General features: G+C 29.3%; 25 protein-coding genes. 19 read left to right on the forward strand and 6 right to left on the reverse strand.

Translation table 11 applies throughout. The features are described from left to right. Window position 1 precedes the first annotated feature (1 nt). The 11 genes from ACTTA4_RS06480 to ACTTA4_RS06530 all read left to right on the forward strand — a co-directional run bounded on the left by ACTTA4_RS06480 (window position 2) and on the right by ACTTA4_RS06530 (window position 10385). Window positions 2-898: an NAD(P)-dependent oxidoreductase gene (locus ACTTA4_RS06480; protein ID WP_440634017.1), complete on the forward strand. Its 897-nt coding sequence runs from the start codon at window positions 2-4 to the stop codon at window positions 896-898. Then, complete coding sequence (locus tag ACTTA4_RS06485; RefSeq protein WP_440634018.1) at window positions 895-1626, forward strand: class II aldolase/adducin family protein; 732 nt, start codon at window positions 895-897, stop codon at window positions 1624-1626. The genes ACTTA4_RS06480 and ACTTA4_RS06485 overlap by 4 nt, the downstream gene beginning before the upstream one ends. Beyond that, window positions 1626-2840: a Coenzyme F420 hydrogenase/dehydrogenase, beta subunit C-terminal domain gene (locus ACTTA4_RS06490; protein WP_440634019.1), complete on the forward strand. Its 1215-nt coding sequence runs from the start codon at window positions 1626-1628 to the stop codon at window positions 2838-2840. The genes ACTTA4_RS06485 and ACTTA4_RS06490 overlap by 1 nt, the downstream gene beginning before the upstream one ends. A gap of 4 nt (window positions 2841-2844) precedes the next feature. Then, window positions 2845-3234: a DUF2306 domain-containing protein gene (locus ACTTA4_RS06495; protein ID WP_440634020.1), complete on the forward strand. Its 390-nt coding sequence runs from the start codon at window positions 2845-2847 to the stop codon at window positions 3232-3234. A gap of 11 nt (window positions 3235-3245) precedes the next feature. After that, window positions 3246-3845 (forward strand): LysE family translocator, encoded by a 600-nt coding sequence (locus ACTTA4_RS06500; protein ID WP_440634021.1) that lies wholly within the window; start codon window positions 3246-3248, stop codon window positions 3843-3845. 10 nt (window positions 3846-3855) lie between these two features. Then, on the forward strand, window positions 3856-4275 hold the full coding sequence (locus ACTTA4_RS06505) for a hypothetical protein (protein WP_440634022.1): 420 nt from the start codon (window positions 3856-3858) through the stop codon (window positions 4273-4275). A gap of 46 nt (window positions 4276-4321) precedes the next feature. After that, window positions 4322-5668 (forward strand): NAD(P)/FAD-dependent oxidoreductase, encoded by a 1347-nt coding sequence (locus ACTTA4_RS06510; RefSeq protein ID WP_440634023.1) that lies wholly within the window; start codon window positions 4322-4324, stop codon window positions 5666-5668. Window positions 5669-5872: 204 nt separating this feature from the next. Continuing rightward, complete coding sequence (gene rseP / locus ACTTA4_RS06515) at window positions 5873-6985, forward strand: RIP metalloprotease RseP (protein WP_440618558.1); 1113 nt, start codon at window positions 5873-5875, stop codon at window positions 6983-6985. Between the two features lie 157 nt (window positions 6986-7142). Beyond that, on the forward strand, window positions 7143-7418 hold the full coding sequence (locus ACTTA4_RS06520) for an HU family DNA-binding protein (RefSeq protein WP_075506581.1): 276 nt from the start codon (window positions 7143-7145) through the stop codon (window positions 7416-7418). A 145-nt stretch (window positions 7419-7563) separates the two neighbouring features. Continuing rightward, a complete protein-coding gene (locus ACTTA4_RS06525; RefSeq protein WP_440634024.1) occupies window positions 7564-8865 on the forward strand; it encodes an ammonium transporter in 1302 nt (433 codons plus the stop codon). A 227-nt stretch (window positions 8866-9092) separates the two neighbouring features. After that, complete coding sequence (locus ACTTA4_RS06530) at window positions 9093-10385, forward strand: ammonium transporter (RefSeq protein ID WP_440614682.1); 1293 nt, start codon at window positions 9093-9095, stop codon at window positions 10383-10385. Between the two features lie 54 nt (window positions 10386-10439). Here the strand turns inward: ACTTA4_RS06530 and bcp are convergent, their stop codons facing one another. Next, window positions 10440-10907 carry a thioredoxin-dependent thiol peroxidase gene (gene bcp / locus ACTTA4_RS06535; RefSeq protein ID WP_440634025.1) on the reverse strand — a complete coding sequence of 156 codons (468 nt, stop codon included), beginning with the start codon at window positions 10905-10907 and terminating at the stop codon, window positions 10440-10442. After that, window positions 10900-11877, reverse strand: coding sequence for a glycosyltransferase family 2 protein (locus ACTTA4_RS06540; protein ID WP_440634026.1), 978 nt, complete (start codon window positions 11875-11877; stop codon window positions 10900-10902). The genes bcp and ACTTA4_RS06540 overlap by 8 nt, the downstream gene beginning before the upstream one ends. 65 nt (window positions 11878-11942) lie before the next feature. Between ACTTA4_RS06540 and ACTTA4_RS06545 the strand changes: the two genes are divergently transcribed. Further along, complete coding sequence (locus tag ACTTA4_RS06545) at window positions 11943-12284, forward strand: rhodanese-like domain-containing protein (protein ID WP_440634027.1); 342 nt, start codon at window positions 11943-11945, stop codon at window positions 12282-12284. Here the strand turns inward: ACTTA4_RS06545 and ACTTA4_RS06550 are convergent. Both ACTTA4_RS06550 and ACTTA4_RS06555 read right to left on the reverse strand, forming a co-directional pair. Beyond that, complete coding sequence (locus ACTTA4_RS06550) at window positions 12281-12859, reverse strand: 2-hydroxychromene-2-carboxylate isomerase (protein WP_440634028.1); 579 nt, start codon at window positions 12857-12859, stop codon at window positions 12281-12283. The genes ACTTA4_RS06545 and ACTTA4_RS06550 overlap by 4 nt on opposite strands. Beyond that, window positions 12852-13325 carry an ABA4-like family protein gene (locus ACTTA4_RS06555; protein ID WP_440634029.1) on the reverse strand — a complete coding sequence of 158 codons (474 nt, stop codon included), beginning with the start codon at window positions 13323-13325 and terminating at the stop codon, window positions 12852-12854. Before ACTTA4_RS06555 ends, ACTTA4_RS06550 begins: the two co-directional genes overlap by 8 nt. Window positions 13326-13349: 24 nt before the next feature. Between ACTTA4_RS06555 and ACTTA4_RS06560 the strand changes: the two genes are divergently transcribed. After that, the gene (locus ACTTA4_RS06560; RefSeq protein WP_440634030.1) at window positions 13350-13913 is read left to right on the forward strand and encodes a regulatory protein RecX; all 564 of its coding nucleotides are present in this window, start codon (window positions 13350-13352) and stop codon (window positions 13911-13913) included. A gap of 134 nt (window positions 13914-14047) precedes the next feature. On the opposite strand, the gene ACTTA4_RS06565 is transcribed toward ACTTA4_RS06560, so the two are convergent. Next, window positions 14048-14812, reverse strand: coding sequence for a 3'(2'),5'-bisphosphate nucleotidase CysQ family protein (locus ACTTA4_RS06565; RefSeq protein WP_440634031.1), 765 nt, complete (start codon window positions 14810-14812; stop codon window positions 14048-14050). 3 nt (window positions 14813-14815) lie between these two features. Then, entirely contained in the window at window positions 14816-14986 is a 171-nt protein-coding gene (locus ACTTA4_RS06570) for a DUF3553 domain-containing protein (protein ID WP_075506600.1), read from the reverse strand. Between the two features lie 41 nt (window positions 14987-15027). On the opposite strand from ACTTA4_RS06570, the gene mnmA reads away from it, so the two are divergent. From mnmA to ACTTA4_RS06600, 6 genes are all read left to right on the forward strand, one after another. Beyond that, a complete protein-coding gene (mnmA, locus tag ACTTA4_RS06575) occupies window positions 15028-16146 on the forward strand; it encodes a tRNA 2-thiouridine(34) synthase MnmA (protein ID WP_440634032.1) in 1119 nt (372 codons plus the stop codon). A 163-nt stretch (window positions 16147-16309) separates the two neighbouring features. After that, the gene (locus ACTTA4_RS06580; protein ID WP_440634033.1) at window positions 16310-17485 is read left to right on the forward strand and encodes a trans-sulfuration enzyme family protein; all 1176 of its coding nucleotides are present in this window, start codon (window positions 16310-16312) and stop codon (window positions 17483-17485) included. Beyond that, window positions 17482-18702: an MFS transporter gene (locus ACTTA4_RS06585; protein WP_440634034.1), complete on the forward strand. Its 1221-nt coding sequence runs from the start codon at window positions 17482-17484 to the stop codon at window positions 18700-18702. Before ACTTA4_RS06580 ends, ACTTA4_RS06585 begins: the two co-directional genes overlap by 4 nt. Then, window positions 18680-19894 carry a chorismate-binding protein gene (locus tag ACTTA4_RS06590; RefSeq protein ID WP_440634035.1) on the forward strand — a complete coding sequence of 405 codons (1215 nt, stop codon included), beginning with the start codon at window positions 18680-18682 and terminating at the stop codon, window positions 19892-19894. The genes ACTTA4_RS06585 and ACTTA4_RS06590 overlap by 23 nt, the downstream gene beginning before the upstream one ends. Continuing rightward, complete coding sequence (locus tag ACTTA4_RS06595) at window positions 19891-20448, forward strand: aminodeoxychorismate/anthranilate synthase component II (RefSeq protein WP_440634036.1); 558 nt, start codon at window positions 19891-19893, stop codon at window positions 20446-20448. The genes ACTTA4_RS06590 and ACTTA4_RS06595 overlap by 4 nt, the downstream gene beginning before the upstream one ends. After that, entirely contained in the window at window positions 20411-21154 is a 744-nt protein-coding gene (locus ACTTA4_RS06600; protein ID WP_440634037.1) for an aminotransferase class IV, read from the forward strand. The genes ACTTA4_RS06595 and ACTTA4_RS06600 overlap by 38 nt, the downstream gene beginning before the upstream one ends. Window positions 21155-21156 lie beyond the last annotated feature (2 nt).

Consider the following 21156-nt stretch of genomic DNA (forward strand, 5'->3'; position numbering starts at 1 on the left):
TATGAAAATAGGTTTTATTGGTTTAGGAAATATGGGAATGCCAATGGCATTAAACTTACATAAATCAAAGAAAATAGATTTATTGGGTTATGATGTAAGTGCTAAATCGTTAAAACAATTTAAATCTAAAAAAGCAAAAGCAACAAGCTCATTAGATGAATTAATAAAGTTTTCTGATGTAATTATTACCTGTGTTCCTGGACCAAAACAAATTAAAGTATTATCAATTGGTAAAGGTAAAATCATAGATCAATTAGGTAACAATAAAATTTGGATTGATTGTTCTACTAATTCTTTAACTTGCTTTAATCTTTTAAAACAAAAGTTAAGTAAAAAAATAAATCAATTTGTTGATGCAACGATATCAGGTGGAAATTTAAAGGCTCAATCAGGAGATTTATCAATTTTTATTGGTGGTAATAAAAAGACAGTTAATAAGCTTAAGTTTGTCTTTAATATATTAGGTAAAAACATCTATTATCTAAATAAACCAGGTGCTGGTTATGCTGCAAAAATTGCACAAGTTAGCCTTTGTTATTTAAACTATTTATCACTCTCAGAGTCGCTGATGCTTGGAGTAAAGTCAGGGATTAAACCAAAAACAATGTTAGAGATTATCGATAAAAGTGCAAGTGGTGGTTATACATCAACAAGATACGGACCTAACATGATTAATGGAGATTATGATCCATCTTTCTTTTTAGGTTTGTCGATGAAAGATTTAAATCTTGCTAATGAAATTATTAAATTACAAAAATTAAAACTTCCAATAATGAACTTAACTTCAAAAATTTATAACAAAGCGATTAAAAAATATGGACCAAATTCTAATCATTTAAAAGTGATTAAACTTTTAGAACAAAATAATAAATTAACTTTTTCAAAGGAGGGACGATGAAAAACAATATAAGCGAAGCAGATTGGAAAGTAAGAGTAGATCTTGCTGCCATGTTTAGATTAACAAACATGATGGGTTGGGATGATACGGTTTGGAACCATATCACTGCAAGAGCACCTGGAACAGATCATACATTTTTTATGCATGAGATGGGTTTGTTGTATGAAGAAGTAAAAGCATCAAACTTAATTAAAGTAGATGAGCATGGTAAAGTTTTAGAAGGACCTGAAAAAGCAAATACTGCAGGTTTTATTATTCATAGTGCTATTCATTTAAATCATCCAAATGCAAAGTTTGTCTTTCATGCACATCCTCCTTCAGCTTTAGCTGCAACTGCATTGAAAGATGGTATCCCTCATTTAGTTCAAGATAGTTCAATGCTTTATGGAAAAGTTGGTTACCATGAGTGGGAAGGGCTATCGATTAATAAAGATGAGAGAGTTAGAATTGCAGAAAACATGGGAGATAATAAGGTTTTGATTATGAAGAACCACGGTCTTTTAACTGTTGGCGCAACAGCAGGGGAGGCTTTTATGAACATGTATTATGCAATTAGAATGTGTGAAGTTGCAGTACAAGCAACAGGATCAGGACTTCCTCTTGAAAGAGCAACGGAAGAAATGTGGAAATTATCTCAAAAACAATATGATTTATTTTCACCAGGGTTAAACGAGTGGCCAGCATTACTTAGAAGATGTGATGCAAAAGATCCATCATATAAAGAGTAATGACAAAAATTAATTCTTTAGACGATATTGTAAAGAACGGCCTTTGTATTGGCTGCGGACTTTGTAAAAGTATTGCAGGTAACTCAATTGAGATGGAAATGAGCGACAAAGGTAATTTAGAACCTAAAGAATTAACACCAATCACTAATGAAACTTTAGAAGAAATTAAAAAAGTTTGTCCTGGAGTTATTGCTGAGGGGCCTGAAGATCATAAAGAAAATGAAGGATCTAATAAAGATTTAGTTTGGGGAAATTATTTTGATTTATATTATTCATGGTCTACTGATCCAAAGATCAGATTTCAAAGTTCAACAGGAGGTTTGTTAAATGGATTATCTTTATATTTATTAGAACAAAAGAAAGTTGATTTTATAATGCATACCGCAGGGGACAAAGATAACCCTATGCGAAACATTGTAAAATACAGTTATAATAAAGAGGACTTAATTAACTGTGAAAGTAGATCAAGATACGGTCCATCCTCACCTTTAAGTGAATTTCATAAAGCCTTAGACAAAAAACAAACCTTTGCTTTTGTTGGTAAACCTTGTGATGCTGGAGCTATTAGATTACTAGCTAAATCAGATGAAAGGGTTGATCGGTATTGTAAATATATATTCACCCTTGTTTGTGGAGGCTTTCAAGAACTTACAAAATCACAAGAATTTATTGATAGCTTTAATGTTAAAGAAGAAGAGTTAGAGGAATTTAGATATAGAGGATTTGGTAACCCTGGAAGAATGTATATCAAAACAAAAGATCAAAGAGAGTTTGATAAAGATTATAATTCTTTTTGGGGCGATGAAAGCAATTGGAAAGTTCCCTTTAGATGCAAAATTTGTCCCGATGCAATAGGAGAAAGTTCTGATATTGCTGCACTTGATACTTGGAGAGGAGGTTCACCTAAAGGAGAAGATGAGGGCTTTAATGCTGCAGTGATGCGAACTAAAAAAGGAATTAAAGTTTTTAATGAAGCAGTTGAAAGTGGTTATCTTGTTAAAGGAGATAAAGTAACCATTGAAGACATTAAAGATTTTCAACCTCATCAAACAAGTAAAAAACAAGCTGTCTTTGCAAGACATTTAGGAATGAAAAATAATAATGTTCCAACAATCACAACTAAAAACCTAAGAATAGAGGAGTTGTATAACTTAAACGATGATGAGTTTAACAAACAACAAGAACAAGGTGTTTCAAAGAGATTAGGAAATTAAAGAAGTGACTTTGTTATTCAGTGAAACTCACCCCATCCCACTTCACGCTATAATGGCAATTATTGCTATAATTTTAGGTGGTATTCAACTTTCTATGAAAAAAGGTGGGGCAATTCATAAATTGTTAGGTCGTATATGGGTAGGTTTAATGTTGATTGTAGCGATAACTTCTTTTTTCATACACGAAACAAAAATGTGGGGAGATTATAGTCCTATACATTTATTGAGTTTGTGGACAATTTTCATATTGGGTGTTGGTGTTTATTATGCACGTGTAGGAAATATTAAACGTCATAAGCAAGTAATGATTGCGACATATTTTTTTGCTCTTATCCTTACAGGCTTTTTCACACTTATGCCAGGACGTATCATGCATCAAATTTTGATTGGCTGACAATTTAAAATATGACTTTAATTGAAATAGTAGCTTTAATAATTTTTTTATTTCCTCTAGCTTTTAGCCCAGGACCTGGGAACATGTTCTTTGCAGCTAATGGAGCTAGATTTGGTTTTGCTAAAACTTTATCAGCAAATTTTGGTTATCATTTTGCAACGATTATAGTTACTTTTCTTATAGGTTTTGGTTTTAATATATTTTTTTCATTTATTAATGATCAGTATCAATACATTCAGATAATTGGATCATTATATGTAATCTATCTTGCCTATAAATTCTTCAAGGCAAGCACATATGAAAATAGCAATCAAAATTTAAAATGTACTTTTGTTGATGGAGTTATACTTTTAGTATTTAACCCAAAAGCTTATGTTATAATTTCTTTAATGTTCACAATCTTTTTAGACGGTTCTCAAAGTTTAATAAGAATAATTTTAATCAGTACAATTTTTACGCTTAATAACTGCGTGTCATTTACTCTCTGGACATTATTTGGTGACTTACTTGGTGCAAAATTTAGAAATGAAAAATATTCAAAAATTTTAAACAAAATCTTCTCATTGTCTTTATTTTTGGTTGGTATATGGATGCTTTCAATTAAAATTTAAAAAATAAAAAATGAAAAAACTTATATCTGTAATAATTCTTAGCATCTTAAGCTCAAGTGCTAATGCTGATGATCAACAAACCTTTGTTTTCAATAATCTACAAGGAGATTTTACGACTTGTTATAGTTATTACTTGTTATCTGAAGAAGGTTTTAAAAAAAGTGGTAGTGCTAATGATGAAACTATAGCAGGACTTAATAAATCAGCAGATTTATCATTAGAATCTGTGTTTATGATTGGTCAGCAATTAGGTATGAATACAGACACAATGAGAAATAGAGTTAAAACATCCTTTGAAAGTATGAAAAATGAGATGGGTCAAGATTATAAAAATTTTTCAAAAGTTTTAGATAAATACGGAATATTCTGTAAAGACTTAATAGAAAAAACAGACGATAGAGTTGTATTCTGGGAAGATAAATTTAAGTAAATTATTATTTAGATAATTAAGGGTTATGTTAACCTAGCATTAACCAATGAGTAATATTTATCATTCAAATATTTATCAGTTCAATAAACCTGTTCCTAGTTACTGGGAAGCAACCTCAAGTGAGAATTTAAATTTAGATAAACTTCAAAAAGATATTAGTTCAGAAATAGTAGTCATAGGCGCTGGTTATACTGGTTTACTTTGTGCAATAAATTTAATTGAAAATTATAATTTAGATGTAGTTTTAGTTGAAGCTGGGAAAGTAGGTTGGGGTGCTTCTTCTCGTAATGCGGGGTTTTGCTGTCTTCCTCCAAGCAAGATGTCTTATAAAAAAATGCAATCTGTTTATGGAGTGGAGGAGACTAGAAAATTTTTTAAAAATTCTGTTGAGGGAGCTAATTACACTAAAGAATTAATTGATAATTATAATATTGATTGTGATGTAACTGGTGAAAATAACTTTGTAGTAGCTCATCACAGAAACAAATTTGATCAAATCAAAGAACAAGCTGAAGTTTATAAGTCTGAATTTGGAATAGAGACTAAAGTATATTCAAAAGAGGAATTTGATGAAGTAGGTCATGGTGGAACTGAGCAATTTGGTGCATTTTCATATAAACCTGGATTTGCAATCAATCCATTAAAATTTGTAAACGGACTTGCAAAACATGCTTTGTCTAAAAAATTAAAAATCTATGAACACACAAAAGTTGAAAAAATTGAAAAAGAAAATGGTTCTTATCTTTTAAGAACTAATGAAGGATCAATAAAGACAAAAAAAATTGTAGTTGCAACCAATGGATTTTATCAAGAAGGTTTAATTCCTGAAATGGATGGAAGAGTATTACCTGTTATTTCAAATATTATTGTAACAAGAGCACTTTCAAATGAAGAGCTTAGTTTACATAACTTTTATACCTATGCTCCAATAGCTAATTCTAAAAATCTTTTATATTATTATAGAAAGTTACCTGATAATCGAATTTTGTTTGGTACTAGAGGAGACTTTGAAGGAAGCGATCAATCTAATCAAAATAGAGCTAATGATATGGAAAAATTTTTAAAAAATATTTTTCCCAAATGGAGCAATGTTACAATTGATTATAATTGGAGAGGTTTAATTGCATTATCTCAAAAGCTTACCCCTTCAATAGGTAAAATAGATAATGAAGAAATTTATTATGGATTTGGTTATAGCGGTGTAGGAGTTAGTGCTGCACCTTGGACTGGAAAACAATTATCTAAGCTAGTTTTTTCATCAAATAGTAAAGACTTAGATATCTCGTTAATTTATAAAGGTTTACCTAAGAAATTTATTTTCCCACAATTAAGAGTATTTTATTTTAAATTAGCAGTGTGGTTTTATAGAATTAAGGATAAGTTTAATATTTAATGATTGAGTTTATAGATATATTTTTTAATCAATATCTAAGGATATTTGTAGGAGTTGTCCTAGTAGGTCTTATTTTGTTTTCTTTGTATTATAATTTTAAAAATAAAAAATAATATAATTTTGAATACTCATGAAAAAAAGCGTCAGTATTACTTATTAATGTTAGGTTGTTAATGACTACATATTCATCTAAAATATCAAATTATGCTTAGTTATATAGTTCCATTTTTAATTCTTATTTTAGTGGTTGTGTTCATCCATGAATATGGACACTATTATTTTGCGAGAAAATATGGTGTAGGAGTTACTGATTTTTCTATTGGATTTGGAAAAGAATTATTTGGTTGGAATGATAAACATGGAACTAGATGGAAAGTGTGTGCTATTCCTTTAGGTGGATATGTTAAGTTTTTTGGAGATCGTAATGTTTATTCACAAGCTGATCATGAAGAAATTTTAGAAAAATATAATGAAGAAGAGCGTGATAAATTATTTATTTTAAAACCTTTGTATCAAAGAGTTTTAATTGTATTTGGAGGTCCTTTAGCAAACTTTTTATTAGCTTTAGCAATCTTCTTTTGTATTTATACTTTTGTTGGAAAAGATTTTACTCCTGCTGTAATCAGTGAAGTTCAAAAAGATAGCCCTGCAATGGTTGGAGGCTTAAAAAACCAAGATATTATTTTAGAAATTGATGGCAATGAAGTTAAAAGCATCATGGAAGTCTCAAAATATATCACAATGTCCACATCAGACTTTATAGATTTTAAAGTTAAGCGTTCTTACGAAGAATTAATCTTAAAAGTAAAACCTAATATTGTTGAAGGTGAAGATGGCTTAGGAAATAAAATAAATAAAAGAATGGTTGGTATAAAACTTAGTGCTTACAATGATAAAATTAATCATGTTAAATTAGGTCCAGCACAAGCATTGTATCATGCAGCAAATGAAGTCTATTTTGTAAGCGTTTCTTCATTAAAATACATTGGTGGGATGATCATGGGGAAAGCAGATACCTCCCAACTTGGTGGCCCTATAAGGATTGCAAAAATATCAGGTCAAGTTGCAACCTTCGGCGTGTTAGCTTTTATTAGTATGATGGCTTATATTTCAATAAGTTTAGGCTTAATTAACCTGTTTCCGATACCAATGTTAGATGGTGGACACTTAATGTTTTATGCATTTGAAAAAGTTTTAGGGAGGCCTTTGTCCCAAAAAACACAAGAAGGTTTTTTTCGAATCGGATTGTTTTTGTTGCTATCATTGATGTTTTTCACCACATTTAATGACCTTAAAGACCTAGGTTTATTTAGATAATTTAAATTTCTAAATTGTTAAAAAGATCAATAAAATCAATGTTTATTTAATTTTTAACAAGATATTGTGTGTCTAATTAATAAAGACACTAAAAAAAAGCTTGATTTATCAACGTTTATGATAAGTATCAATATTAACCAACAAAACCGGAGCTAAAATGAACAAAAAACAACTAGTAGCAAAGCTTTCTGGCTCATTAAACTTGAGCAAAGCAGACGCTGAGCGAACTTTTGATACAATTACCAACACTATTTTAGATGCACTAAAAGGTGATGATTCAGTAAAAATCGCTGGATTTGGTACGTACAAAGTAGCTAAAAGAAAAGCTAGAGTTGGAAGAAACCCAAGAACTGGTGAGCAGATTCAAATCGCTGCTTCTCAGAAAGTAAAATTCTTACCTGCAAAAGCTTTAAAAGAAGTATTTAATAGATAATATTTTTTTAACAGCCCTAAACGATTGTAAAAACACGTTTAGGGCTGTTACTATATGCAAAAACTGCATACCCAATTTTCCTAATCAGCGTTAGTTTTTAAATTTTTTAAATTTATAAACCACCACTTTAACAAGTGGAGGTCTTATGACTAAAATAATAAAGAGAATATCTGCACCATTACTAAGTTTGGTATTTTTACTAAACATGAGTAGTGCAGGTATGGCAGAGACAACTGTTTCTGCTGAAGTGGGGTTTATATTTAACACTCTGCTATTTTTAATTTGTGGTTTCCTTGTCATGTTCATGGCAGCAGGTTTTGCAATGTTAGAATCTGGAATGGTAACTTCAAGAAGTGTTTCAGTAATTTGTGCAAAGAATATTGGTTTGTATGCAATTGCTGGAATTATGTTTTGGCTAGTTGGTTACAACTTAGCTTATGGTATTCCAGAAGGCGGATACATTGGATCGTTTGTTCCATGGTCAGATGCAAGTGCAATTGACACTGGTTATTCAGATGGTTCAGACTGGTTCTTCCAAATGGTATTCTGTGCAACAACAGTTTCAATTTGTTCAGGTGCTATGGCTGAAAGAATCAAGTTATGGCCGTTCTTCTTATTTGCAGCTTTATTAGCTGGAGTTATTTATCCAATCGTAATGGGTTGGCAGTGGGGTGGAGGCTGGTTAGCAGAACTAGGCTTCTCTGATTTCGCTGGTTCAACATTAGTACACTCAACAGGTGGTGCAGCTGCTTTAGCAGGTATCATGTTGTTAGGTGCTAGAAGTGGAAGATTTGACAGTAAAGGTCAACCAAAAGCGTTACAACCTTTTGCTGCATCTTCAATTCCATTAGTGACAATAGGTGTATTCATCCTATGGTTAGGTTGGTTTGGATTTAACGGTGGTTCACAACTAGCATTAGGTACTTTTGATGATGCAGTTGCGATCTCATCAATCTTTATCAATACAAATCTTGCAGCTTGTGGTGGAGTAATGGCCGCTGGTATCATTACAAGATTAATGTACGGTAAAACAGATGTAATCCAAATGTTAAACGGAGCAATTGGTGGTCTAGTAGCAATCACTGCAGAACCATTAGCACCATCTCCATTTGCAGCAATTTTAATTGGAGCTGTAGGTGGATTAATCGTAGTGTTTGGAACTAAATTATTATTTAGCTTTAAACTTGATGATGTTGTCGGTGCAATCCCAGCTCACTTATTTGCTGGAATTTGGGGAACACTTGCAGTGCCATTAACAAACACTGATGCATCGTTCAGTGCACAATTAATTGGTGTACTTTCAATTAACATTTTTGTGTTTGCTGTGTCTTACATCGTATGGTCAATAATGAAAGGTACGTTTGGAATCAGATTAAGTAAAGAAGCTGAAACTAAAGGTACAGACGTTACTGAAACAGGTGTAATTGCTTACGCAATACGTGACTAATTGCATGCAATATAGAGGCTCTTCGATCTCCATGTCGTTATCTCATTGAAGAGCCTCTAAACAAAGAATTAACTTATATCTCTCTCTAGTTAGTTAATAACCAAAGGCCCCAGAAATGGGGCCTTTTTTTTACACATATGCTTATTTCTCATAACTCTTTTGACCTATCAGCAGTACTTAAAATTTTAATGTTTATTAAAACGACATGATTAAAAAAAGGAGAGATAATGATTAATCATTTAAAAAAAATATCATTAAGCTTATTAATATTTTTAAGCTTTACTAATTTAGCTTCAGCAGAAACAACAATGTCAGCTGAAGGACAGTATATTTTCAATTCATTAGGATTTTATCTTGGTGGTGTTTTAGTTGCATTTATGGCAGCAGGTTTCTGCATGCTTGAAAGCGGATTGGTGACAACTAAAAGTGTTTCAACAATTGCAGCAAAGAATATTGGTAAATTTGCGATTTGTTCATTAATATTTTTTTTCTGTGGTTACAATTTAGCTTACGGAATTCCTGAAGGTGGATTTATTGGATCATTCTCAATGTGGAGTGATGCTTCAGAACTTTCAACAGGTTACTCAGATTATTCTGATTGGTTTTTCCAAACAATGTTTGTATGTGCAACTGCATCAATTGTGTCTGGTGCTGTAGCAGAAAGAATTAAAATTTGGCCATTTTTTATTTTTGCAGCAATCATGGCTGGTATCATTTATCCTATTTCAATGGGTTGGCAGTGGGGCGGAGGTTGGTTGGCAACTTCAGGTTTCTCTGATTTTGCTGGTTCAACTTTAGTTCATGCTTGTGGTGGAGCAGCTGCCTTAGCAGGTGTAATATTATTAGGTGCAAGAGAAGGAAGATTTAATAAAAAAGGTGAAACAAAATCACTAGTTCCTTTTGCAGCATCTTCAATACCACTTGTTACATTAGGAACTTTCTTATTATGGTTTGGTTGGTTTGGATTTAATGGTTTTAGTCAACTTGCTATGGGAACTTTTGATGATGTTAATGCGATTAGTAAAATTGCAGTTAACACTCACTTAGCAGGAGCTGCTGGTACTGTTACTGCTGCAGTCGTTACAAGATTATTAGGTGGTAAAACAGATATCGTAATGATGCTTAACGGAGCATTAGCAGGTTTAGTTGCAATTACAGCAGAACCTTTAACTCCAAGTCCAGTACTAGCAATTGCTATTGGAGCTGTTGGTTCAATCATCATGTACTTTGGTACAAAGTTTTTAGAAAGCAAAAAAATTGATGATGTTGTAGGTGCAATTCCTGTTCATTTATTTGCTGGTATCTTTGGAACTTTGGTTGTGCCTTTAAGTAACCCGGATACAAATTTTGGAACTCAGTTAACAGGTGTAATAGCAGTATGTGCATTTAGTTTCATACTTTCTTACATCACATTTAAAGTTCTAAAACAAACAATTGGTCTTAGAATTAGTTCTCAGGCTGAAAAACTTGGAACTGATGTTGCAGAAGTTGGTGTTAAAGCCTACGCAATAAGAGACTAAAATATCTCTCAATATATAACAATTTAAGGCTCCTTAGTAATAAGGGGCCTTTTTTTATTTTGAAATATCTTTTAATGTTTCTAGGACTTCTTTGGCGTGATCTTTTACTTTAACGTTTTCCCATATTTTTTGAATTTTACCTTTTTTATCAATTAAAAAAGTTGTTCTATTTATTCCCATAAATTCACGTCCCATAAATTTTTTCTTACCCCAGACTTTGTATTTTTTTAATACTTTAATCTCTTCATCTGCAAGTAGATCAAATTTGATTTTATATTTATCTCTAAATTTATCATGGCTTTTTAAGCTATCTTTTGAAATCCCGTATACTTCACAGTCTAGCTTTTTAAATTTTGCTAACAATTTATTGAAATCATTAGTTTCAATTGTACATCCAGGTGTGTCATCTTTTGGGTAGAAGTATAGAACAACATATTTACCAATTGAATCTTTAAGAGAATAATCTTTGTTGTTAGTTGATGGTAGTTTAAAAATTGGTGCTTTACTATTTTCTTTAATCATGTGTTTTATTTTCCTCCCAAAGTTTTTTATAATCTATAAATGGTGACAACCCATAACTTGAATTAATGTTAGTTAAATGTAGTGATAAACTTTTTAGAGGAGAAATACAAATTTCTTTATTATAAATCTCATTAATATATTTTTCAAAAGGATCATGCCTATCTAGACAATTTTGATTAAAATTATTCCAATATTTTTTCAATAAACTTGTAGACGTCATAAAAGTGCAAAGTGTCTTATCTATAGTTCTCCAATGACGTTTGTTACCAATTAAAATATTAGTTTTTTCGTTGTTCATATATAGGTATGGATAGTCAGATGGACACATAAAAATATCTTTATTAATTTGAGATGCAATTCGTTCATAAGAAGAAATCATTTCATCAAGCATTGTCTCAAAATGTAGGTAATCATCTTCTACAAAAAATATTAAATCTTCTCCTTTTTCTTTACCAATTTCAAAGCTTTGAAGTAAACTTGCTAGGTTTGCAAATGTTTCTTTATTTTTCTGTTTCAAGATTTTATTTTCATATTTTGAGTAGTCTAAGTTTATTATGTCTATATTTTCTCCATTAAAAATATCTTTTATTTGTTGAATTTTATCTTTTGATGAGTTGTCATCAATAATAATTGTTTTAACTTTTAATGATTTATATTTGTTATTTAAAAATTTAATTGATTTAATGAGTGAATTTAAAGATCTTTTACAATATTCAATTTTTGGAAATTCAAATAATCTTTTTCTATTTTGATCCCATATTTCTACATCAGTGTTCATCCTAAAAATTATTAAAATTGATTTTACTTTTCTTGTTATTTTAACTTCACCTAATGGTAAAATTATTGATTTTTGATTTAAAGTAGATAGCTCTTCATTTAAAACTTTATTTAGTGTTGGAGATGAAAAAGAGTTTTGATCTATAATTTCATAACCCAATAATTTGCAAATTTTTATAAAAATTTTTTTCATAATATGGTATAAGAATATATTAATATGATTTTTAAATCATCACAAACTCCAGTAAAATAAAGTTTATGAAAATTTCAACTATAAGTGCAGATCAAGCGTATCAAATGGTTCAAGAAAATAAATGTAATCTAATTGATATTAGAGAATTAAATGAATTAGAACTTACAGGAAAAGTTGAAGGAGCTAACCATATACCTATGGGAAATTTAGAGACACTTCTTGATCCTAATAGTGATGTTTTTAAAAATGGTCAAATTGATAAAGATAAAGAAGTAGTTTTGTTTTGCGCTGGAGGAATTAGATCTGAAATGTCTGTAAAGTCCTTAATTGAAAAAGGCTTTAAAAACATCTCTCACATTGAAGGTGGTTTTGGATCTATAAGTAACAGTAGTTTTAAAATAGTTTAAATATTTTTAACTTCATCTAAAGCATATTCTAGACGGTCTTGTCCCCAAAAAATTTTATTATTTACTATAAAAGTAGGAGCTCCAAATACCTCTTTTTCAAAAGCTTCTTGAGTTAATTCTTTTAATTTATCTTTAATGTTTTGGTTTTTAATAGAATTAAAAAAATCATTCTCATTAATTTTTAATTTTTTTAATAGCGTTTTAATATTTTCTTCTTTGGATAAATCTTGATCATCTTTCCAATAAGCTTCAAAAAAACTATTTAAGTATTCCTCTTTTTTATTATCTTTAACACAAAGATAACCTCTCATTATATGCAAAGAGTTTATTGGAAATCTAGAATTCCATTTGAAACTTATGTTATTTTTTTTTGAAACAAGCTCACAATCATTTTGCATATTTTTCATTTTATATTTGTTAAACGCAGGGGCAGTAATACCTGCTAAGTTATGAAGACCACCTAATAATATTGGCTTCAATTTAAAATTAACATTATTAATTTTTAAAATTTTTTTATATGCGATGTAAGCGTAAGGACTAATAATATCGAAGTAAAAATCTATATGATTACTCATATAGATTTAATTTTTTGGCATAAAATATTCTAATTATCCAATAAATAAACAAACCAATAGGTCCAATTAAATATGTAATTATTAGAGGAACTGACATTAATACTTTATTTACGTAGAATTTTTGTGAGTCTTTAACCATCCATCCACCAACAAATAAATTTATAGCCACAAAATGAGTCCAGAAAAGAGTAAGGTATAGATTATCTTCAAACAGTCGAGATAACTCGACTAAGCCAAGATACAAGCTAAAATTGGCATCGAAATCATAACCAACAATGAAAGATCTGTATAAAATGTAAATATAAACCCCACTTAATAATAGAAATGGAAATATAGTAGTTACTACATATCTGCTCAAGTGAGACTGGGGAAATACAATTAAGATGAACCAAAAAGGTATAACTCCTAAATTGATCCACATATAAAGTACATCAATTGTGAAATAGTTATAAATTTGTTCGATCATATTTATATTATATAAAATCTAACGATGATTCCTATAAGAAATAAGAGAAAAACACTTCAAGTTACAGTTGATGAAATGAGGAATTTTGCGTTTGCCTATGTTGAAAAATATGCACCTTCAAAACAACAACTTAAAACATATTTATTAAAAAAATACACGAAACTCTCTGCAACAGACTCTAGAAAAAAAGATGTAAACAAATTAATTGATATTGTTCTATCTGATCTAGAAAAAAATAAATTTATCAATGATCAATTTTATTCAGAAAGTAAAGCTAAGAGCATGATCCAAAGAGGAAACTCTATAAATAAAATTAGAAATTATTTAATGGGCAAAGGAATTGATGATAGCTTTATTAAGGATACAGTTGAGAAAATAAAAGAAGATAATTCTGATCAGGATTTCTTTTCAGCAATAAAATTATGCAAGAAAAAGAGAATAGGACCAGCAAGAGCAGAGGATAATAGAACTTTGTTTTATAAAAAAGATATTTCTTTACTTGCAAGAAATGGATTTGATTTCGAAACATCCAAAAAAGTGATGGATATTGATAAAAATGAATATGAAAAGATTATTAAATTACTTTAATTTTCTTTTTTTCTCTTCATCAACAAGATGATTTATTTTGTTTCTAATATAATTTTTAACAAAAACAAAAACTAGTAATCCAAAAATTGAGACGGATACTATTATAATTAAAATAATTCTTAATTGCTCATCCATTAAATTATATTTTTACTTTTCAAAATTAAACTTCGATTTTTTAAATCTTTCTTACCATATAAAATTTCATTACCATCAAAGTCTCTAACAGAACCTCCTGCATTTTCTAAAATTGCATGTCCTGCCGCAATATCCCACTCGTAAGCTCGAGGCTCGGCAACATAACCATCAAATTCACATGCAGCAACAACACAAAATTTTAAAGAACTTTTCATTCTAGTGTGTTCTTTTACACCCAATTCATCATAGATCTTTTGTATCTCAGGTTTAATTTTATTGCTGTAAGAAATGAAATTAAGTGGGTCTGTTTTTTTAGACTTTAACTCAGAAAGGTTTATTGTTTTGTTATCAGTGAATTCAAAAGATTTGCCTTTCCCATATGAATAAAACATTCTTTTTTTAGCAGGAGCATTTATTAAACCTGCAACAGGTTTATTGTTAATAATTAAACCTGCATTAATAGTAAATTCTTCTAAATCGTTAATGTAATCATACGTTCCATCTATAGGATCCACCAACCAAAAATCTTTTAATTTAGAATTATCTTTGTTTTCAGAAGTTTCCTCTGAAATAATTGGAATGTCAGGTGTTATTTTGGATATTTGAGAAGATATAAAATTATTTACTTCAATATCACCATTACTAACTGGAGTATTGTCAGATTTAATTTCTTTGCTTAATCCTTTTTCTCTGAGTTGAATGGACAATTCTCCCGCTGATAAAAAAGTATCAACTAAATCTTCAATAATTTTTTGTAAGTCCATCTTTTATTTACCTATTTTTTTTAATTCTATATTTTTTGCATTTATTACTTTTTTACCTGCATTTTCAAAATTAACAGTAACCTTATCTTTTATAATTGATTGTACTTGTCCAATGCCCCAGTCTTTATTCTCAGGATTAGTGACTTTGTCACCTGGTTCATAATCTAAAATCATTTAATTTAACTTATATTGTAAATAAGTATAAATACCACCTAATGAATAAAGAATTAAACTCTATCGGAATTAACAAAAAACCTGAAGATACAACAGTTGTTGTTGCAATGTCTGGTGGGGTAGACTCGTCAACTGCAGCAGGAATTATGAAAAATGAGGGTTACAAAGTTATAGGAATAACTCTTAAACTTTATGATGATGGAAAAGAAGTAGCTCAATCTAAACAGTGTTGTTCAGGTCAAGATATTATGGATGCAAAACGTGTTGCTCATAAATTAGGTATTGAACATAAAATTTTATACTTTCAAGATAAATTCAAGCAAGGGGTAATAGATAATTTTGTTGATAGTTATTTAAAAGGCGAAACTCCAATTCCATGTGTTCAATGTAATCAAACAGTAAAGTTTAAAGATTTATTTGAAGTATCAAAAGATCTTAAAGCAGATGCACTAGTTACAGGACATTATGTAAAAAATATTACATCAAACAACACCAATAATATGTATAGAGCAATTGATGAAAATAGAGATCAAAGTTATTTTCTATTCAATACAACAAGAGAGCAATTAGATTATTTAAGATTTCCATTAGGTGGAATGTTAAAAGATAAAACAAGAGAAATTGCTAAAGAGTTAGATTTAAATGTAGCTGATAAACCAGATAGTCAGGATATTTGTTTTGTGCCTAATGGAGATTATGCATCAGTAATTAGAAAATTTAGACCAGACTCTTTTCAAAAAGGAAATATTAAAAATTTAAATGGAAAAGTAATCGGTGTTCATGATGGTATTATTAATTTTACAATTGGACAAAGAAAGGGAATTAAGGTTTCAGATAAAGAAGCTTTATATGTTTTAAAAATAAATTCAGATAAAAATGAAATTATAGTAGGACCTAAAGAAAACCTTGGAAAAAAAGAAATATCTTTAAAAGATTTAAATTTATTAACTGATAAAAAAGATCTTGATCAAAATATATTTGTAAAGGTTAGATCAACAGGTAGTCTTCTTGAGGCAAAGGTAGATTTAAAAGATAATAATACTGCAAATGTTCATCTATTAAATCCTGAGGATGGAATATCTCCAGGACAGGCATGCGTATTCTATAGCAAAGACCAATATGGTCATAGAGTTCTTGGCGGTGGTTGGATTAAAGAATAAAAGAATTATTTCTTCTTATTTTTTCTTTTTGCTCTTCTCTTTTTGGAGCCTTGTTTTCTTCGACCCCTGTGTTTTTTCGGATAACTCATTTAGTCCTATTTATTAATTTATTGACGTTTTTTACGGGATATAGCATTGTCTTTTAAACATATCAAATTTTATTATGAGCAATTCTTTTAAAACATTTTTAAAACATACAGCAAAAGACTTTCATAATCAGTCTGTTAATCCACCAATTGTGCGTGCATCAACGATTATTTTCAAATCGATGCAAGATATTAGGAAAACACAAGACAAGGCAAAAAGAAACCCTACTGGTGGACATTTTGATTATGGCAGACAAGGAACTTCAACGACTCATATTTTGCAGCAAATTTTATCTAAGCTTGAAGAAAGTTATTTTACTTTTTTAACACCTACCGGATTTGGAGCAGTATTCCTTGCAATCTTTAGCGTTACAAGACCTGGTGATGAAATTATTGCAGCTGACCCAGTTTACAGTCCAACAAGGTTACTAACAGAAGATTTTTTAAAAGAATTCAAAATCAAAACAACTTTTTATAATCCTCATGATCTTAAGACATTAGAAAAAGCTATTACAAAAAAAACTAAATTAATTTTTGTAGAAAACCCAGGAAGCAATACATTTGATTTTCAAGATTTAGGTAAAATTATTTCAATTGCAAAAAAACATAAAATTTTAACAGCAATTGATAATACTTGGGGAACTCCTTACTTCTTAAAACCTATTAAACTTGGTTTTGATATGGCAATTGTTTCAGCAACAAAATATTATTCTGGACACTCTGATGTAATGGGTGGAAGTTTAGCAGTAAATAAAAAAGTTTTTCCTAAAGTTAAAGCAGCAGAAAGAATTACAGGTTTAAGGTTAGGACCTGATGATGCTTATTTGATTACAAGGGGATTAAGAACTTTAGATGTTAGATTGGATAGGCACAGAGAAAATGCAAAAAAAGTAGCAGAATTTTTATCTAAATTCAAAAATATAAAATTATTGTATCCATACAAAAAAGATTCTTACAATTTTAGAATGTGGAAGAAATATTATTCAGGTGCCTCAGGTTTAATGGGTTTAAGAATTAAAGCCAAAAGTGAAAAGGCAGTTGTTAAATTTGTAAATAATTTAAAATTATTTGGACACGGTTACAGTTGGGGAGGGTTTGAAAGTTTAGCTTTACATCAAAATGTTAGAGAACAAGGAAATAGAAGCTATCTTAAATTAGCAAAAAACGAATACATAGTTAGACTGCATATTGGTTTAGAGGATCCTGCAGATCTTATAGCTGATATAAAACAAGCTCTCAAAAGTCTTAAATGAGCTCAGAAAATTTTACTATAAGTAAAAAAGCTTTAATTACTCTAATAGCTGCATCGATAGTAGTAATAATTTCTTTAGGTATAAGACAGACTTTTGGTTTGTTTTATTTTGATTTCAATACTGACTTAGATATTTCTATTTCTCATTTTGGATTTGCTATGGGGTTACAGTTATTACTCTGGGGAGTATTTAGTCCATTATTTGGTGTAATTACTGATAAGTACGGAGGAGCAGTTGCAATATTTATTGGTTTTGTTTTTTATTTAGTTGGAGTTTTATTTTTTTATTCTGGATTTAATACCGGAAGTTACTTTACTTTAACTATTGGAGTAATGATAGGAATTGGATTAGGTTCTACTGCAATAGGTATTCCTGTATCAGTTGTAGCTAAGCATTTTCCAGCATCTAATAGAACTATTGCAACAGGTATTGTTACATGCGCAGGTTCTTTTGGATATTTTGTTTCTCCTTTGCTCGTAAGATATTCTTTAGTTGAAACAGGTTGGGAAAATACTCTTTTATACTTTTGTCTTCTTTTAGGAATTGGCTTGGTAGTATCTTTATTTGTTAGCACTCCAAAAATACCAATTGGTGTTAATAAAGATAACAATCAAACTGCAAGAGAAGCTCTAAGAGAAGCATTTGCAAATAAAAGTTTTATCTATCTTACTTTAGGTTTTTTTGTTTGTGGTTGGCATATTGCTTTAGTAGCAACACACATTCCAACCTATATGGCAGATAAAGGTTTGCCTGACTGGACACCTGCAATGGTGCTAGCTTTAATAGGTGTATTCAATATGGCAGGCACAATTACTAGTGGTTATTTAGCAACAAGGTATAGTAAGAAAAAAATATTAAGTGCAATTTACTTATTAAGAGGAGTTTCAATTATTTATTTTATTTTTTTACCACCAAGTATATTTAACTCTGTCGTCTTTGGAGTTACTTTTGGTTTTTTATGGTTATCTACAGTTCCCCCAACAAATGGAATTGTGGCCCATATATTTGGCACAAAATATGTGGGACTTTTATACGGAATAGTTTTCGTAAGCCATCAAATTGGTTCTTTCCTAGGAGCATATCTAGGTGGTGTATTTTATGAATTAAATGGAAATTTTGACTATGCATGGTACGGATCTATCGCATTATCATTATTTGCAGGTCTGATACACTTACCTATAGTAGAGAAAGCAATTGAAAGAACACAGCCAGCATAAGCTTAAATTCAACCCTTACTTAGAGGATCTGTATCAATCAGATAAGCCTTTAATAATTTATAAAGTAGATGGTGGATACAATATTTATACAGATTTTTCTAAAAAGATCATTTTAACAAAAAAAAATATACATAAATTTCTTAATTCCATCGAGAATAAAAAGTTTAAAAAAGAAACAGATTTATATCTTGGTTTTTTTGGTTATGAAATTTTATGTAATTTAATTGGTATTAATTTAAAAAATAAAAAAAGAATAAACTTTTATAAAGGAATTTTTTATAAACCTGAGACAATAATTAAAATTAGAAAGGATATTAAAGTTATATCTAATATCAAAAAACATACGTTCAATTATCAATTTAATAAAACTCAAATACTAAGTCCTTTCAAGATTAATATTTCTTACGCAAAATATAGAAAAATATTTGAATTATTTTCAAAAAAAATAAGACAAGGAGAGACCTATCAAATTAAAATTTGCACAAAATATAAGAATAAATCTTTAATCAATCCTGTTAATTTTTTTTGGAAATTAATGCGAGTCAATTCTTCACCAGAGTCATTTATGATTAAAGATAAGGATTATTCTATAGTAAGCTGTTCTCCTGAAACATTAATAGATAAGAAAAAAAATAAAATAATTACCAAACCAATAGCTGGTACCTTTAAGAAAAAATTATTATCAAATAAAAGTATAGCTCTTAGGTATTTTAAAAATAATGAGAAAGAAACCAAAGAACACAACATGATAGTTGATATGGAAAGAAGTGATTTATCAAAAATTTGCAAACCTGGAAGTGTAAAAATACTTAAAAAAAAATATGTCGAGGAATATAAGCATCTTTTTCATTATGTGACTTCAATTGGTGGAATATTAAATAAAAATACGAAATTGATTGATATTATTAAAGCAATGATGCCAGGTGGATCTGTAATTGGTTGTCCTAAAATTAGAACTTTAGAACTTTTAAATAATCAAGAAAAAGAAAGTAGAAATATTTTTACTGGGAGTTTTGGATTTATTAAATTTAATCAAGACATGAAGTTTAATATTATAATCAGATCTATATTAAATTATAAAAATCAATCAGAGATTTCAGCTGCATCTGGAGTAGTGCTAGATAGCTCTCCAAAAAAAGAATTTAACGAAAATTATATTAAAGCAAAATCTTTATTGGAGTTATTTAAATGATTTACATAATTGATCATCAAGACTCTTTCACTTGGAATGTTGTTCATCAATTTGCAAAGTTTGATAAAGTAAATTGCTCAAACTATTATGAAGTAAATGAAAGATTGTTAGATAAAAGTGATGTGATTGTTTTATCTCCAGGACCTGGATCACCAAAGGATTATCCCACTACATCAAAAATCTATAAAAAATACAAAGGAAAGAAAAAAATTATTGGTATTTGTCTTGGATATCAAATGATTTTACATAATGAGGGAGGCAAAATAATACAACAAAAAAAAATTTACCATGGTTTTCAATCTAAAATAAAAACAAATAATCAAAGTAAAATTTTTAAAAACAATCAACAGTTCAAAGTGGGAAGATATCATTCATTAAAATTAATGGAGCCATTTAAATCAAATTCTATTAAAATAACTATGAGATGTAGTAAAACAAAAATACCAATGGGCCTTGAGGATAATCAAAACAAAATATACGGATTTCAATTTCATCCAGAATCTTTTTTAACAGAAAATGGTAACACTATTATTAAAAAAATCTTATCAGCTTAGCAATCTTAAAGAAGTTCCTTTTAAAGACCTTTGGGGGTCTAGAGGTGTATTTACAACAATGCGGATGGTTGGAAATTCTTCAAAGTTAATACTGCTAAAACCTCATATTGAAAACTTAATAAAATCTACAAAAAAATATGGCATAAGAAAAAAAAATTTAAAAAGTATTATTTTAGATCTAATTAAGAAAAATAAACTCTACAAAGGTCCTGATAATTTATTTAGAATTGCACTCAATAAAAAACTTATATCTATATCCATAAGAAAAAGACCAAAACTTAAAAAAAATTTTAGTCTTTTATTATTTAGATATAAAAGAGTTGAGCCAAATTATAAAAATCTTTATTACAAAAAAATTTTAGCAAAACTTAGTAAGGTTGACTCATCTAAATTTGATATTGCTTTAGTTGCAAACAATAAAATATTAGAAACTGGTACTTCAAATTTAGTTTTTGTTAAAAATGGAAAAATATTTTCTCCAAAAAAAAATTGTTATTTTGGAAACACACTTAAGTTTATAAGTAAAAAAGTTAAAATTAATTTTAAAGATATATCAATTAAAGAAATTAAAGATTATGAAGAAATAATTCTTGTTGGATCAGGAAAGGGAGTTACATCAGTATCAAAAATAGATGAATTAAAATGGAAAAGTCGAAATAATGTTTCCTTTAATAAACTTAGAAAAATATATTATACTCTAATTTAAAT

The organism is Candidatus Pelagibacter sp. HIMB1485 (assembly GCF_052048055.1).
GTDB lineage: Bacteria > Pseudomonadota > Alphaproteobacteria > Pelagibacterales > Pelagibacteraceae > Pelagibacter.